The organism is Pseudonocardia oceanicola, from assembly GCF_047200735.1.
In the GTDB taxonomy this organism is placed as follows: domain Bacteria; phylum Actinomycetota; class Actinomycetes; order Mycobacteriales; family Pseudonocardiaceae; genus Pseudonocardia.
The window spans coordinates 172958-187225 of sequence record NZ_JBJZON010000009.1 but is presented as its reverse complement, the minus strand read 5'-3'; the positions used below and the strand labels follow the sequence as shown (position 1 = coordinate 187225).

Annotated in this window: 15 protein-coding genes; 7 read left to right on the top strand and 8 right to left on the bottom strand. The window is 68.5% G+C overall.

Features of this window, described 5'->3' with window-relative positions:
* Positions 1–360: 360 nt before the first annotated feature.
* The 7 genes from ACL02T_RS15750 (at position 361) to ACL02T_RS15715 (ending at position 7477) form a co-directional block, all read left to right on the top strand.
* Positions 361–1302 carry a MarR family winged helix-turn-helix transcriptional regulator gene (locus ACL02T_RS15750; protein ID WP_412831460.1) on the top strand — a complete coding sequence of 314 codons (942 nt, stop codon included), beginning with the start codon at positions 361–363 and terminating at the stop codon, positions 1300–1302.
* A gap of 294 nt (positions 1303–1596) precedes the next feature.
* Positions 1597–2244: a hypothetical protein gene (locus ACL02T_RS15745; RefSeq protein ID WP_412831459.1), complete on the top strand. Its 648-nt coding sequence runs from the start codon at positions 1597–1599 to the stop codon at positions 2242–2244.
* 110 nt (positions 2245–2354) lie between these two features.
* Positions 2355–3383: a hypothetical protein gene (locus tag ACL02T_RS15740; protein WP_412831458.1), complete on the top strand. Its 1029-nt coding sequence runs from the start codon at positions 2355–2357 to the stop codon at positions 3381–3383.
* 72 nt (positions 3384–3455) lie between these two features.
* A complete protein-coding gene (locus ACL02T_RS15735) occupies positions 3456–3875 on the top strand; it encodes a nuclear transport factor 2-like protein (RefSeq protein ID WP_412831457.1) in 420 nt (139 codons plus the stop codon).
* A 121-nt stretch (positions 3876–3996) separates the two neighbouring features.
* Positions 3997–4716, top strand: a complete 720-nt coding sequence (locus tag ACL02T_RS15730; protein ID WP_412831456.1) for an SDR family oxidoreductase — start codon at positions 3997–3999, stop codon at positions 4714–4716.
* 76 nt (positions 4717–4792) lie between these two features.
* Positions 4793–6568 carry a CocE/NonD family hydrolase gene (locus tag ACL02T_RS15725; protein ID WP_503129090.1) on the top strand — a complete coding sequence of 592 codons (1776 nt, stop codon included), beginning with the start codon at positions 4793–4795 and terminating at the stop codon, positions 6566–6568.
* A gap of 9 nt (positions 6569–6577) precedes the next feature.
* Entirely contained in the window at positions 6578–7477 is a 900-nt protein-coding gene (locus ACL02T_RS15715) for an SDR family oxidoreductase (RefSeq protein WP_412831455.1), read from the top strand.
* Positions 7478–8047: 570 nt separating this feature from the next.
* Here the strand turns inward: ACL02T_RS15715 and ACL02T_RS15710 are convergent.
* The 8 genes from ACL02T_RS15710 to ACL02T_RS15675 form a co-directional block, all read right to left on the bottom strand.
* Positions 8048–8668 carry a 4-carboxy-4-hydroxy-2-oxoadipate aldolase/oxaloacetate decarboxylase gene (locus tag ACL02T_RS15710; protein WP_412831454.1) on the bottom strand — a complete coding sequence of 207 codons (621 nt, stop codon included), beginning with the start codon at positions 8666–8668 and terminating at the stop codon, positions 8048–8050.
* Entirely contained in the window at positions 8665–9321 is a 657-nt protein-coding gene (locus tag ACL02T_RS15705) for an RraA family protein (protein ID WP_232874061.1), read from the bottom strand. The genes ACL02T_RS15710 and ACL02T_RS15705 overlap by 4 nt, the downstream gene beginning before the upstream one ends.
* 8 nt (positions 9322–9329) lie before the next feature.
* A complete protein-coding gene (locus ACL02T_RS15700; RefSeq protein ID WP_412831453.1) occupies positions 9330–9998 on the bottom strand; it encodes an RraA family protein in 669 nt (222 codons plus the stop codon).
* Between the two features lie 123 nt (positions 9999–10121).
* Positions 10122–11051, bottom strand: a complete 930-nt coding sequence (locus tag ACL02T_RS15695) for a LysR substrate-binding domain-containing protein (protein WP_412831452.1) — start codon at positions 11049–11051, stop codon at positions 10122–10124.
* A 43-nt stretch (positions 11052–11094) separates the two neighbouring features.
* Positions 11095–11535, bottom strand: coding sequence for an Lrp/AsnC family transcriptional regulator (locus ACL02T_RS15690; protein WP_412831451.1), 441 nt, complete (start codon positions 11533–11535; stop codon positions 11095–11097).
* 52 nt (positions 11536–11587) lie between these two features.
* The gene (locus tag ACL02T_RS15685) at positions 11588–12571 is read right to left on the bottom strand and encodes a sugar ABC transporter substrate-binding protein (RefSeq protein ID WP_412831450.1); all 984 of its coding nucleotides are present in this window, start codon (positions 12569–12571) and stop codon (positions 11588–11590) included.
* Between the two features lie 97 nt (positions 12572–12668).
* The gene (locus ACL02T_RS15680; protein ID WP_412831449.1) at positions 12669–13505 is read right to left on the bottom strand and encodes a mycofactocin-coupled SDR family oxidoreductase; all 837 of its coding nucleotides are present in this window, start codon (positions 13503–13505) and stop codon (positions 12669–12671) included.
* Positions 13505–14242: an acetoacetate decarboxylase family protein gene (locus tag ACL02T_RS15675; protein WP_412831448.1), complete on the bottom strand. Its 738-nt coding sequence runs from the start codon at positions 14240–14242 to the stop codon at positions 13505–13507. The genes ACL02T_RS15680 and ACL02T_RS15675 overlap by 1 nt, the downstream gene beginning before the upstream one ends.
* Positions 14243–14268: the final 26 nt, after the last annotated feature.

Here is a 14268-nt window from a genome sequence, read left to right as displayed (position 1 = left end):
GTTCGAGACGATCGACAACATGTATTCCTCCGTAGACGCATCCGGCCCTTGACGGGCAGGGTGGCCGTGTTGATCGTGCTGTGATGCGCGAGTCTGCAGGGATTCACCCGGCGCGGCAAGGTTAGGTACTCCGTATACGTTTCAACCGGCCACGCTATGGGGTGCGGTTCAGTGCGTCAAGGCAGTCGCCGAGGGTTACCCTGACTCACCGGCTAATCTTCTCGGCGACCGGAGCGCAGGACTAGCATCGCGGGCACCGCCGACGGGGCCCCCGGAAATGTGCCTGGATGGACGGCTGCGGCGGGAGGGGCGGTGCACCCCCAATCCCGCTCACACCTGACTAGGAGGCAGGAGGCTTGGGTGGGCGAGGTGAGGGTACGAGGGGGTCACTCCGTGGAAGGAACCCCGGTCCTCGCGCTGCGGAAGGCTGCGGGCCACCTCGTGCGGCGTGCCCAGCAGCGCCACACGACGTTGTGGTCGCACGAGTTCGACGGCGTCCTCACCGGGCCGCAGTACGCTGTGATCGCGGCGATCGGTGCGGAGAGCGGATTGGATCAGCGGACCGTCGGTGAGCGGGCCTCGTTGGACAAGTCCAGCGTCGCCGATGTCGTCGCCCGCCTCGAGGGTGGGGGCTGGCTCCGTCTCTCCAAGGATCCCAGCGACGGTCGCCGCAAAACGTTGCGCCTCACCGCGCTGGCTCGGACCGCGCTCGCGGACGTCACTCGTCGAGTCGTCATCGTCCAGGAGCGACTCCTGGCTCCGCTCCCGGCGGCGACGAGTAAGGAGTTTCTGGATCGACTTCGCCTGGTCGCTTACGCGGGTCACCCCCCGGTGTCGGGCGAGGCGGTCGAGCAAGTCCTGGCGCTGGGAACGACACCCGGCCACCTCATCCGACGTGCCCAGCAGGTTCACACCGTCGCTTGGGTCGAAGAGGTCGGGCGGACGGTCACCTCGTCGCAGTACGCGGTTCTCAGCGCTCTGTGGGCACACCCCCTGGGGATCGAGCAGAGCGCCGGCGCCGACCTGGCGTCGCTGGACCCGTCGACCATGGCCGACATCGTGGCCCGGTTGGTGCGCCGAGGCTGGGTCACGCGCACCCGAGATCCTGCCGATGCCCGCCGCCGCCTTCTGCGCCTGGCTGACGGCGTCGCAGCAGAGCTCGCTCAGCTCCGACCGGCGGTGGATCGCGTGCAGCACAGGCTGCTGACACCGCTTTCCGATGAGGCGGCTCGCGTCGCCTTTCTCGATCAGCTGAGTGTTGTAGCCTACGCCGACGGCGTCCCGCCAGCTGCTGCGTCATAAGTTGAGTGTTCAACTGATAGTCGGCCGTGTGCGGAGCACATTGCTCGCCGATCCACCGCTCGACAGTATTGACCTACGTCAGTCCTGGTCGTACGGTTCCCTCAGTGATGCTGCGTGTACGTACTGATTTGAGGTCGGACGCGTCCGGTTGTTTTGAACCGGTTCCGAGCAGACGCGGTCGGGACCGCGGCGGACGGCAGCCCGACCGCCGTTCGCGTGCAGCCTGAAGGTCCACGCCCCTCCACTCAGGTTCGAGAAAGGACCTCGACGATGCCGCTGAAGAGACTCGGACACGTGAACCGCGACGCCGACCTGACGGCGTCGCGCTGTCTGCGCACCCTGTCCTGGGCGGAGAGGGCGAACACGGCGCTCGAGCGTTACCGCGATAGGCAGCCGGCAGCCCACGAGCTTGCCCGGGTCGCCCACTACCGCGCGACGCCTCTCGAGTTCCTCGAGAACCCTCATCTGCGGGTCCAGGCGCTCGAGAACGAGCTGGCCCACAGCTTCGACCTGATGTGGAGTGCGCTCGAGGAGACCCTGGATGTCGAGACCGCCTGCCGGGTCTCGTACTCCGCGGGGTTGCTCCACGGGAAACGCCGGCTCGGCACTTTTCTCGCCGGGCTGGAGTCGTCCGGGGGCGCGGAGTCCATGGCCATGTGGCAGGACACGGCTCATGCGTCAGCGGGCCCTCGGCACACAACGGCCCTGTTCGCCCGGTACGACCACGAGCTCGTCGAGGTGGCCCGCACGGACGACTCATTCGGTACCACGGGGAAGGCGCAGTCTCCGGTACGGGCAGCCTTCTTCGACGGCTTCATCGACGGCTATAAGGCAGTGGACCCGGCCCTCCGTGAAGTCGAGGAGATGACTCGCACGTCGGCGGACGGGACCGTGGAGACAGTTCACCGCTTCTGGTACTACCCGGAGGGGTCGAGAGATTGATCTGCGATCGACTTCGCTCGTCTGCTCTTGGCGCGTCTCCGTGACGTGAATCGGCCAGGCGAACTGTGGAAGGCACCGTGAACAAGGGTCCGAAACGGAGTGAGAATGGTATGAACGACGCTGTTTATCCGCACAGTTGGACCAGAGAGGGGTTCCTCGGTGACGCCGCGGTCACGCTGCGGCCGCATCCCATCACCGAGTACACCGAGGTGGTCGGGACGCACGCACCCCACCGAATCGACATCACCGCGATCAAGACGGTCGATGCATCGGACCCTGCGGAGCTCCCAACGGTGTTCGCGCACTCGCGCAACGACCTCACTTTCTCGGTCTCGGCGCGATCCGAGCCGACCCCGTTCGTATGGCGCAACGCCGAGTACGACGAGGTGCATTTCGTGCAGGACGGAGAATTCGAGTACGTCACCGACTGGGGGACGCTCGAGGTTCGACCGGGTGATTTCGTCTTCCTGCCGCGGGCGGCGTCCTACCGCGTGGTACCGACGACCCCCTCGACGCTGCGGGTGATCATAGAGACTCCCGAGCCGATCGCCCTGAACCCGGAGGCTCTGCGGGGGATGGTTAACACCGCGAGGGACGTGCATCGGCCTGACGCGACTCGCACCTCTCAGGCGAGCGGTGAGACGACGCTGTTGATCCGAGCAACCGACGGCATCACGCGGTTCACAATGGAGCAGGACCCGTTGGCGATGACGTCGATGGTCGCGGGCCAAGCGCCGGTCTGGAAGATCAATCTGGCCGACATCCAGGCTGTGGCCTATCTGCCCCACGGAGGGCCCCCGACTCACTTCGCTGAGACGCCGACCAAGGATCTCCTTCTCTATCCGGCGAGTTCACGGCCGGGTGGGCGCCCACCCCAGCACCACAACGCCGATTACGACGAGCTCCTGTTCTATTTCCGCGGGCCGGCCCCCTATGGGGGTCTCACCGAGCCCGGCAGCACGGTCTGGATCCCGAAGGCCGTCGCTCACCGGGGTCCAGAGGAAAACGTCGAGGGCGGGTTCATGGCCTGGCTCGTGGAGAGCGGCGGGACGCTGCGGCTGACACCCGAGGGGCTCGGAGCGGCCGTGCTGATGGAGACCAGCCTCTTCCACCCGCTCCACGACGGCGATACCGCCTAGCTTCCGGGCCCGACGACGTACGTGCGTCTCCCGGCAAGAAATGACCGAGTACACATCCACAGTGAGGTGGCCATGACAGCATCAGCCGAACACCCGAACGCGGCCCTCCTGCGCCGCGCCTATCAGGACTACGATTTCATGCTCGAGCAGTGCGCCGACGACATCGTCGTCCACCCCCAGGGGACAACGGGCATGGGTAAGGGAGACTGCGTCGGGAAGGTGAACTTCACGAAGCGCGTCGAGGACATGAAGCGCCTATCGGGGAACTCCCTCTCGGAGCCGGTCGAGATCGTCATCGCCAACGACCACTTCGGGGCGTCGTTCGCTCGATTCCAGGTCCAGCGGGGCGATGACGAGCTCGACGTGCCGATCTGCGGTGTATGGCGCTTCGGTCCGGGGCCCGGGGTCCTCGTCGAACACTGGGAACTGTGCGCGGACTGGCCGGCGGTCGAGCGCTTCTTCGGTCTCGCCCAGGCAGAACTGGGCACCTGACGCCGCACGGTCTCGCGGTCTCGCGCCGGACTGCGGCCGGTGCGCCTAATCCAACGGGCGGACCGTCGGGTGGCTTGTCCGCTCGACGGTCCGTCGGTCGTACCAGAAAAGAGGCAGATTCGTGTCCATCACCTCAGAATCTCGAGTCGTCGTCGTCGGCGGCACCAGTGGCATCGGACTGGCCGTCGCTCGCGCGGTGACGAAGCGGGGTGCCCAGGTCTACATAGGGTCGCGCTCGTCGGAGTCGGTCGAGAAGGCGCTCGCCGGGCTGACCGGTGGGGCGGGCCGGCAGGTCGATGTCACCGACCCGGAGTCCTTGCAGTCGTTCTTCGCCGAGGCGGGCGAGATCGACCACCTTGTCTACACCGCCGGCGACGACGTCATTCGTGCGCCCATCGCCGAGTACACGCCGTTGAAGGCGCAGACGTTCTTCGACGTTCGGCTGTTTCGGGCGCTCGACACCGTCCGCGCCGCACTCCCAGCCCTGAAGTCGACCGGTTCCGTCACGCTCACCAGCGGAGCCGCCGCCTACCTCGGGGGGCCCGGACGGGTGCTGAATGCCGCAGTGGGCGGGGCCATCATCTCGGCCGGTCAGTCGCTGGCGTCCGAGCTGGGCCCGATCCGGGTCAATGTCGTGGTTCCGGGCATTGTGCGCACGCCGCTCTGGGACCGCATGCCGCAGGAGACACAGGACGAGATGTTCGCGAACGCAGGTTCGCAGACGCTGGTCGGCCGGGTCGCGGAGGCGGAGGAGGTCGCTGAGACATATGTGCACCTGATGGCCGCCGACTACGTCACGGGCACCGTCTCGTTGGTCGAGGGCGGACTCCTCCGCGCATGACGGGCCTTGGCCCGGCGACCGGTCCCCGCCAGGCGCAACCCCATCTGAACCACCGCACCACAGGAGCCGATTCGCCATGAGCACGTCGTCGCTTCCCCCCCGCCCGGTGGACCCCGCCGGGCGGGAGTCGCTTTGGGTGAAGGCGCTGGACCCGGTCGAGGGCGGGCATCCCGGCCTCAGAAGCGGTGTCGTACTCGACGAGGACGGCGTCCGCATCGAGTACGACGTCCCCGTGACGATGCGGGACGGCGTGACGGTCTTCGTCGACGTCTTCCGGCCGCAGGCCGCCGCATCGGCGGTGCCCGCGATCCTGACGCTGAGCCCTTACGGGAAGCACGCGCCGAAGGGACTGCACCTGTTCCCGGGGGCCGACGTGCCCGACGGCGCGGTGTCCCGCCACACCGTGTGGGAGGGACCGGACCCCCTGTGGTGGGCGAGACAGGGCTACGCGGTGGTCAACGCCGACTCGCGCGGATCATGGATGTCCGAGGGCGACCTGGTCGTCTTCGGCGAGCAGGAGGGCGAGGACGGGCACGACCTCGTGGAATGGGCGGCACAGCAGCCGTGGTGCAATGGCAGGGTCGGCATGTCCGGCGTCTCCTATCTCGCGATCGTGCAGTGGCGCGTCGCAGCGACACGGCCGCCACACCTGGCGGCGATCAACCCGTGGGAGGGACTCAGCGACGTCTACCGCGAGTACTTCGCGCACGGCGGCATACCCGAGACCAAGTTCGTCAACTTCATGCGGTGGTCTGTCCGGTGCGGGACCGGGCGCGTCGAGGACCTGGTGGCGATGCACGACGCCCACCCGATGCTCGACGAGTACAATCGGAGCAAGTCGGTCGACGACCTCTCGGTGATCGATGTGCCCGCGTACTGCGTAGCGGGGTGGGGCGATCACGGGCTGCACACGCGCGGGACCATCGAGGCGTGGCGTGAGCTCGGCTCCGAGCACAAGTGGCTCGAGGTGCACGGGCGCAAGAAGTGGCAGTACTACTACCGACCCGAGAGTCTGCGACGCCAGCAGGCCTTCTTCGACCACTTCCTCAAGGGCACCGATGACCAGGTCACATCCTGGCCGCGGGTGCGCATCGAGATCCGCGAGCGCACCGGCCGGGGTGTCGAGCGTGCCGAGCACGAATGGCCTCTCGCGCGCACCTCCTACCGGCGATACGCCCTGGACGCCGCGGACGGGCGCCTAGTTTCTGAACCACCGGCCACCGTAGCCTCGGTCGACTATGACCCGAGCGCCGAGAACGGGCGCGCCGTCTTCGACCTCCGGTTCGGGTCCCGCACGGAGATCACCGGCTACGCGAAGCTGCGGCTGTGGGTCGAGTCCGATGAGGCCGACGACATGGACCTTTTCGTGGCGTTGCAGAAGCTCGACCGACACGGCGCGGAGGTACATTTCCCGTACTGGTCGATGATGGACGACGGCCAGGTGGCGCTGGGTGGCTGCGTGCGAGCCATCGCGAGCTCGACGAGCAGCACTCGACGCCGTGGCAGCCAAGACTGCGCCACGAACGGCGCATCCCGCTGCGTCCCGGCGAGCGTGTGCCACTCGAGATCGAACTGTGGCCGTCGTCGACGCTGTTCGAGGCCGGCGAGTCGGTGCGGCTCGTCGTCCAGGGGCAGGACCTGCACCAGTACGACGTCGCGGCGACGCAGGCTCACAAACAGTCCGTCAATCGCGGCCGACATCGCATTCACACCGGCGGGACCGCCGACAGTCACCTGCTCCTACCGGTCATCCAGAACTGAGATGATCCCACGCGGCCTCGGCCGGGCCGGGACCGCCGGACGTGCGATCCGATCACCTTGTCAGTCAGCACGTCATCCTCACGGGAGGTAGATAATTCCGATGCGTGTCCTCGTCACCGGAGCGTCCGGCTGGGTCGGCTCAGCTGTCGTCCCGGAGCTCCTGTCCGCGGGTCATCACGTCACCGGCCTCGCCCGCTCCGACACTTCAGCGGCCGCGATCGAGGCCGCTGGAGCCGCGACTGTGCGCGGCGGTATCGATGATCTCGATGTGCTCCGCGACGCCGCCGCCAAGTCCGACGCCGTGATCCACCTCGCCTTCCCCGTCGACCTGGCGCTCGCCGGGCGAATCGCGGATGCCGTCACCACCGATGTGACCACGATCAAGACCCTCGGCGAGGGACTGGGCGACGACGGCGTGATCGCCATCGCCTCTGCGACGGTGGGGTTGGCGACGCACGGGATCCCGGCCACGGAGCGCGACGAACCGCCGCCGGGTGCGTTGATCGCCCTGCGAGTGCCATGTGACCGCGCCGCGCTCACGCTCGCCGAGCGAGGCGTTCGTCCGCTCGTCGTCCGTCTGCCACCGACCACGCACGGCAAGGGCGACAACGGCTTCGTCCCGCACCTCGTTGCGACCGCTCGACGCACCGGGTTCTCTGGCTACCCCGGCGATGGGGCGGCGCGCTGGTCCGCGGTCCATGTCCACGACGCGGCCCGGCTCTTCCGGCTCGCCGTCGAATCGGCACCGACGGGCTATCTGCACGCCGTGGCCGAGGAAGGCATCGCTCTGCGCGAGATCGCCAAGGCCATCGGCCACCATCTGGACCTTCCGGTCCGATCCGTCCCGATGAGTCTCGTTGATGACCACTTCGGGTTCCTCGCCCCGTTCCTCAAAGCCGACAGCCCCGTCTCCAGCACCATCACTCGGGAAGCGACAGGTTGGTTCCCGGCCCAGCCGAGCCTGCTCGCCGACCTCAACGAAGGTCACTACTTCACCTAGACGAGTAAGTCCGAACCCGGTCAGTGGTCGTAAGCGATCAAGGACCGGGTGACAGGCTGCCCGGTGGCGCGGTTGTGCCAGACCGCAGCGGTCAGCCGCGACGCCCTGATCCGCCTGGTCGGCGCCGTGCTCGCCGAGCAGGGCGACGAATGGACCGAAGGCCGCCGCTACATGAGCCTCGAACTGCTGGCCAAATCCCGCATCCGCATCGTCCCCGCCGAACCCGACCCCGCGACCCCGGAGCCGACCGTGACAACCGAAGCCCTGAGGCCCAAAGTCCACACAAGATCACGCGGAGCGATCTTGTACACCACCTCCGCTGACGTGGCCCCGGCGCACATCCGAAGCCACGACACCGCCCAGATCATCGCTGGGTTGTGGACGTCCGCCACCCCAGTGGCTGCCTCACCGGACCCGCAGCTCACCGGTCACCTCCGCGGGGCTGTGAGTGCCCTCCCCGACAGCGAAATAGCCATCTCCTCGTCCTTGTCGTTCTTCATACCGTCATCTTGTCCCGGGAGGACGCGGGAGGAAGACCGGCCGAGCGGGCCATGTTGGGCGCACGGCCAGCTAGGACTTCGCGACACCGAGGCCGAAGACGGTCAGTGTTGTCTCACCAGCTCGCAGCCGTTCGACGGCGGCCTGCTCGCGCGCCGCGCGTCGGCGCGCCGCGTCGAGGACGCGACGGGTGTCGGCCGCGGGTACGACGGCGAGGCCGTCCTGGTCGCCGATGACGAGGTCGCCCGGCCGCACCGGCACGTCACCCAACACCACCGGCACGTTGACCTTCCCCGGATGGAACTTGCCGGTCCGCCGGATGTCGATGCCGCGACTGAAGACGGGGAACTGCAGTGCCTCAAGCGCGGCGACGTCGCGGACGCCGCCGTCGATGACCAGGCCCTGGATCCCCCGCGCCTGTGCGGAGATCGACAGGATCTCGCCCCAGTAGCCCGCGAGGTGGCCTCCGACGTCCGCGACGAGGACGGCGTGCGGACCCGCGGCGGCGACGACGTCGTGGAGAGCCAGGTTGTCTCCTGGATGGCCGAGAACGGTGACCGCTGGACCGCACACCCGGGCCCCGGCCCAGACCGGCCGGATCGCGGGATCCACGGCCGCCTCGAGACCGGACGCCTCGTAGACAGTGGCTGCGTCGAGGGCCCGGAACGCCTCGTAGGGGTTGTTTTCGGTCATGAGCTCGGTCGCTGCAGGGTGTGGTATTGGAACTTCTCGCGCGCGGCACGCAGCGAATGGTGTTCCAGCAGCGCGAAGCGGAGCAGACTCGCCTCCCGCTCGGCGATCTCGCGCGCGATTGCCACGACGTCGTCGACCGCTTCTGCGGCGATGACCACCAGCCCGTCGGCGTCGCCGACCACCCAGTCTCCGTGGCGGACCCGGACCCCGCCGACGTTGACGGTCCCACCGGTCTCGGCCAGCTCGATGCGGTCCTTCCCGGTGCGCATGAACCGACCTCGGCTGAAGATGGGGTAGCCGATGTCCAGCGCCGTCGCGCTGTCGCGGCAGACCCCGTCGATCACCGTGCCGGGGAGCTCCTTGGCCGCGGCGATCGAGGTCATGATGTCGCCCCAGACCGTGCAGTCGACCCGGCCGCCGTTGTCGATCACCGGGACCTGGCCCAGCGCCACGTCGTCGAGCCAGTCGCCGGAGTGCGACGTGCCGTGCCCCACGGGCACGTACCGGACGGTGAATGCGCGGCCGACGATCCGGGAGGACGGGTCGAGCGGAGCGATGCCGAGCGCCGATCCGAGCACCCCGATCTTGTCGAGAGCGTCGGAGAGGGTCGCGGTTCCGTGGACGGCCAGGGCGGAGCGGGTGTCATCAGTCATCGTGGCGCTCATTTCACGATCGCGGCGAACTGGGAGTCGTGCATGACGTCGACCACTGATGCGCCGCCCTGCACCGCTTCGATCATCTGGCGCTCCCGCTCGACGATCAGCGCACCCAACCTGAGCACCTCGACGATGAGGTCCGGCGGGACGAAGGTGACACCGCAGGCGTCGGCGAGGATGTAGTCCCCGGCGGCGACCCGCACCCCGGCGAAGTCGACGGGCTCGTTGTATGACTGCTGGACGATGCGTCCCCGGGCACTGATCGGGACGACGGCGCGGCCGTAGACCGGGAAGCCGAGCGCCGTGCTCGCGCCGATGTCCCGGCAGGCCCCATCGATCACTACCCCGGAGATGCCGCGTCGGCGGGCGGCGTGTGTCACGATGTCGCCCCAGCACGAGACGTCGAGGCGGCCGTGGTTGGCCATCACCATGATGTCGCCCGGCTCCGCCGTCGCGATCGCCTCGGTGGCGAGATGGCTCGTCCCGGTCTCGGACTCCGCGCGCGGCACGACGCTGACCGTCCGGGCGCGGCCCACGATCTTGTCGCAGTCCCAGAGCGGCCGGACTCCGTGGACGGCGCCGGGTCGGTCGAGGAAGTCGAGCGCGTCCGAGATCGCGCAGGTGTCGTACGAAGCGAGTTGGCCGAGGATGTCGGTGTCCGTGAGCGTGGTCAATGCGGCCCCTGAAGTCGACGGTGCATGACGCGAAGTGCGTCGGATCGTTAGCTACTCCACATCGTCGGACGCGTCGTGGGCGCCGTCCAATACCTGCGAGGCGACCACTCGATACTCCCCGCGTTAGGTATCGATGCTCTCCTCGGAGCCTGGCAGGGGCGGGGCGTCCTCCGGGCCGTAGACGACGTCGAGGGTGCGGAGGAAGCTTCGGACGAGCGCTGACGGTGAGTCGCGGAGCCACACGGCGGCGATCTCGGTGAGCAGGACCGACTCGGCGAGCGGCACCCAGACCGCACCTTGCGTTCGGAGCATACGGGCCGAGGTCGGCGCGAGGGTGACCCCGAGACCGCAGGCGACGAAGCCGATCTGGGACTGGATGGTCGAGCCCTCGAAAGCGATCCTGCTGGGGATCCCCGCGTTCAGCAACGCCATCACCACCTGGTCGTGGTAGTAGGGCGACACGCTGCGGCTGGGCATGACGAACGGCTCGCCCGCGAGCTCGGCGATGTCGACCCGGGCGCGCGTCGCTAGCGGATGCGTCGCGGGTACGACGGCGGCGAGCAGCTCCTTCTTGAGGGGGCGCAGCGCCAGGTCGTCGTCGGCGGCCCCGGCCCGCACGAGGGCGATGTCGACCACGCGGTCGCGCAGCCGCACGAGCGCCTCGGCGGTGTCGACCTCGGCGAGGTCGATCGTCACGTCGGGGTTGGTGGTCCGGAACCGGGTGACCGTCAGTGGCAGGATCTGCCAGAACGCGTGCGCGATGCCGGCGATGTGCAGTGTCCCGGCCTGCCCCGCCGACGCCCGGTGCACGACCTGCTTGGCGGAGTCGGCCAGATCGAGGATGCGGCGCGCCTCCACGAGGAACGCCTCGCCCTCCTTCGTGAGCCGAACAGTGCGCCCCTGCCGCAGGAACAGAGCGGCACCGAGGTAACGCTCCAGGGACCTGATCTGCACGCTCAGGGGTGGCTGCGCGATGTGCAGGCGAGCAGCCGCCCGACTGAAGTTGAGCTCCTCGGCAACCGCGAGGAAGTATCGGAGATGGCGCAGCTCCACGGTCAGCCCTCTCCCGCCTGCGGTGGTTGTCCGGCTCGCCTGTTCATCCGACCCCCTGCGTGACGTGGGAGGCGAGGATGACGTGCGAGCGGGTGTCCACGACGCCTGGCGTCTGGCGCAGCGTGTCGATGACCTGCGTGAGGTGGCCGATGTCGCGCAGGCGGACCCACACCAGCGCGTCGTAGTTGCCCGACACGGTGAAGACCGCGACGACCTCCTCCATCGCGGAGGCGGTGTCGTCCATGCTCTGGGGACGGGTACGACCACTGAACCGCAGCTCGATCAACGCTTCGACGGGCAGGCCGAGGCGCGCATGGTCGACGCGGACGGTGTATCCCGTGATCACCCCGACCGCCTCCAGCCGCTTGAGCCGCCGAGTGACGGCGGTCTGGGAAAGGCCGACAGCGCCGGCCAGCGCGCTCGCGCTGGTCCGGCCGTCACGGATCAGCAGGCCGATCAGCCGCCGGTCGATGTCGTCAGTCACCACCCGATCCTACGCAGTTTTCCCTCCTCAAAACCTTGATCGACGCAGCTATTCAGACCAGATTGACGTTCTCGCTCTGGAGGAAGATGACGCTGTCGGCGTTGGACTTGTCCACGACCGGACAGCTGACGACGACCTTCTCCGGAATACCCTCCGGGACCATTCCCCGGGCGTGCAGCGCCCCGAGGATCACTGGCCAGCCGTACACCTGCGACGCGGCGTGCCGCACGGTGCCGAAGATCTGTCCGGAGAGCACCGCCTGACAGCCACGCATCGAGCCGTCGACGCCTGCCAGAAGGGTCTTGCCTGCGCGACCGGCCGCCGTCAGCGCGTTGAGGGCGCCGAAGGTCATGTCCTCGTTGTGCAGGAACGCGCCGTCGATGACCGGGTATTTGATCATGTATGACTCCCACAGCGACTGGGCCTTGTCGGTCACGAAGTTGCCGTAGTCCGACGCGACGACCTCGACACCGGGAAAGGCCTTCACCGCGTCCGAGAACCCGCGGTGCCGGTCGACGACGTTGCTGCTGCCCGCGATGCCCTGCGTCTCGATGAGCTTGCCCTTGCCCGCGAGGCCGTTGCAGAGCTTCGTCGTCATGTCGAAGGCGAGCTGGTAGTGGTCGGCCTGGACGGTACTCAGCAGGCCGGGCACGGGGTCGTCGGGAAGGGCGACGTCGTTCAGGTAGCTGATCACCGCCGTGCCGGCGTCGACGAGTTTGCGCGCAGGCGCCGCGAGGTTGCCCTGGATGATGCCGTTGATGATCGCGACGTCCCATTTCTGCGCCAGGGCGGCCTCGAGCTGGCTGAGCTGTTTGGCCGGGTCGCCGCCCGGGTCGAGCTGGGTGAGCTCGACGCCGAACTGGCGCGCCCAGTACTTCTGTGCTGCGTACCCCTGCGTGGTCCACGGAATGACGTTGCCGTACGAGGTCGAGAGCATCTTGACCGGTTTGCCGCCCCCGCCTTCACCGGCCGTCGGGCCGGGTTGGACCTGGGTACAGGCGGCGAGCAGGGACGCAACGAGGCCCGTGCCTGCCACTGCGGCCCCTGCCCGGACGACTGAGCGCCGGGACAGGGGTGGCGCCGGGGGCCGCTGGGAGGCGGCTGGTGGGGTCATCGGAAAGTCCTTGTCGGGGTCAGTGGATGTGGTGGCCCGCGTTGACGGGGATCGACGCGCCGGTGATGTAGCGGGCCTCGTCCGTGGCCAGGAAGACGACGAGGTTCGACACGTCGTCGGCCTCGATCCACGGGATCGGGAGGACGTTCAGGTCGTGGAACGCGAGCATCGCGTCGTCGAGGGTCGGCCGTTCGAGGTCTGGTCGGAACAGCCGGTAGGTGGCGGGGTTGAGGAACAGGTCGGTGCGGACACCGGTGGGATGAACCGAGTTGACCCGGACGGACTGGCCGCCCAGCTCCAGGGCGAGCGTCTCCATCAGGCCCACGATGCCGTGCTTGGTCGTGGTGTACGCACCGAAGTGCAGGCCGGGCCGCAGGGCGAGCGACGACGAGACGAGGGTGATCGAGCCGCCGCGGCTGCCGGCGAGGAGTGGGGGCAGCGCCGCCTTGACCGTGTTGTAGGTGCCGGTGAGGTTGGTGTCGATGACCGATCGCCAGTCCTCGTGCCGGGTCTCGGCGACCGTCACGCCCGGTCCGTTGATCCCCGCGTTCGCGACGACGATGTCCAGGCCGCCCAGCTCGGCTGCGGCCTCGGCGACAAAGTGCTCGACGGCATCGTGGTCGCGCACGTCCAGCTCCGCCGTGACGATGCGGCGGTCGAGCTTCTCGACGAGTCTCACGGTCTCCGCGAGGTCGGCACCCGAGGCCGGCGGCGCACCTTGGGCCTGCACCGGACCGCAGATGTCGAAGCCGATGATGTCGGCGCCCTCTGCTGCCAGTGCGACCGCGTGCGATCGTCCTTGCCCCCGCGCCACACCGGAGATCAGCGCGACCTTCCCCGACAGGCGGCTGGGCATCAGAGGACTTCGGCCACGGTGAAGGGGACCCAGGACACGTAGCCGTAGAGCACGTCCCGGACGTCGAGCGGATCGGCGGGAGCGAGCCGCGCCGCCGGGTGGTCGCTGGGGAAGAGCCACTCGATGCTGTCGACCTGGGCCGCCAGGAGGTCGGCGACGAAAGGCACTCGGATCCGCGCGACCTCGGAGCCGCCGTCGCCGGCGCGGCTCGTGAAGTAGTTCAGGTGGCCGCCGGCGGTGTCGAGGGTGTCCATGCCGACCGACGCGCGCACCCGGATGCGCACGGTGTCGTCGACATGGAGTTCGGCCACCAGTCGCCCGGGCTCGGGCTCGGTGTAGGTGACGTGGCCGACGTCGGCGACGTTGCCGCACGAGGCCTCGGCGTAGGCGCGCATCCCGTCGTGGCCCAGCCAGTGCTGGGCGAAGTAGCGCCCATGGGCCACGCCGCCCCCGGGCATCGTGCTGTCCCAGCCGTTCACCTCGGCGGCAAGGTAGCCGCAGGACAGCGGCGAGTACTCGCCGAAGCCCGAGGACGTGCCCGGGTGCGGGGCCACCCAGAGGTTCAGCAGCACGCACCCGTCGTCGTGTGGCTCCAGCTGCTCGGGCAGCGCTGCGCGGACGGCCCCGGGGTCGGCCGGTCGATAGGCGATGATCATCATGTGGGCGCCCTTGATGAGCTGGCGCTCGAGGGGGACGACGCCGGTCGTGTCGCTGTCGGCGCGGGCTACGGAGGTCATGGCGAATCTCCTCGTGGGTCGCAGGG

What these genes read in the sequence shown, in the direction of transcription:
- ACL02T_RS15740 (WP_412831458.1), top strand. Translation starts at nt 2,355, where the DNA reads ATGAACGACGCTGTTTATCCGCACAGTTGGACCAGAGAGGGGTTCCTC.
- ACL02T_RS15675 (WP_412831448.1), bottom strand. Translation starts at nt 14,242, where the DNA reads ATGACCTCCGTAGCCCGCGCCGACAGCGACACGACCGGCGTCGTCCCC.
- ACL02T_RS15680 (WP_412831449.1), bottom strand. Translation starts at nt 13,505, where the DNA reads ATGCCCAGCCGCCTGTCGGGGAAGGTCGCGCTGATCTCCGGTGTGGCG.
- ACL02T_RS15725 (WP_503129090.1), top strand. Translation starts at nt 4,793, where the DNA reads ATGAGCACGTCGTCGCTTCCCCCCCGCCCGGTGGACCCCGCCGGGCGG.
- ACL02T_RS15705 (WP_232874061.1), bottom strand. Translation starts at nt 9,321, where the DNA reads ATGACTGATGACACCCGCTCCGCCCTGGCCGTCCACGGAACCGCGACC.
- ACL02T_RS15735 (WP_412831457.1), top strand. Translation starts at nt 3,456, where the DNA reads ATGACAGCATCAGCCGAACACCCGAACGCGGCCCTCCTGCGCCGCGCC.
- ACL02T_RS15710 (WP_412831454.1), bottom strand. Translation starts at nt 8,668, where the DNA reads ATGACCGAAAACAACCCCTACGAGGCGTTCCGGGCCCTCGACGCAGCC.
- ACL02T_RS15715 (WP_412831455.1), top strand. Translation starts at nt 6,578, where the DNA reads ATGCGTGTCCTCGTCACCGGAGCGTCCGGCTGGGTCGGCTCAGCTGTC.